Below are 413 nucleotides of genomic sequence, written 5' to 3'. Positions count from 1 at the left end.
CGGCCATTTGTCTCTCCCAGGGATCGGCGGCGTTGATGTCGGGCAGGCGACCACGATCGTGCTTGAACACCAGCGCACGCTTCGCCAGTTCGCGCGCTTCCTCGATCGGAATGTTGATCTTGCGCGCCGCGATCACGGCCTGCACCTGTTTAAGCGTTTTTTCATCCATCGCCTTTGCGAGAATCGCGTAGGCGGTATCGAACGGGTTGATCCGGTCGATCAGGTCGATGTCCAGTTCCTTGACGCTCATCGCAAACTGCTTCACGCCTTCAATGAGTGCAAGGTTCGCTTTCGGTGTGCCGTCGCCGGTCCCGCCGGTTGCCTCATCATCGGCCAGCATTTCGATCTGCTTGGCCTTTTGTGTGAAGGCCAGCGCAGCGACCGCATACTGGCGCACGGCTTCTTGGTCGTCC

General features: G+C 59.6%; 1 pseudogene. It reads right to left on the bottom strand.

Annotated elements, in window-relative coordinates:
- Positions 1-413: pseudogene (locus tag SB751_RS28355) on the bottom strand (DEAD/DEAH box helicase); the annotation flags it as partial.

This window comes from Cupriavidus sp. SIMBA_020, from assembly GCF_046535395.1.
Taxonomy (GTDB): Bacteria; Pseudomonadota; Gammaproteobacteria; order Burkholderiales; family Burkholderiaceae; genus Cupriavidus; species Cupriavidus campinensis.
This window is presented reverse-complemented; position numbering and strand designations above follow the sequence as displayed.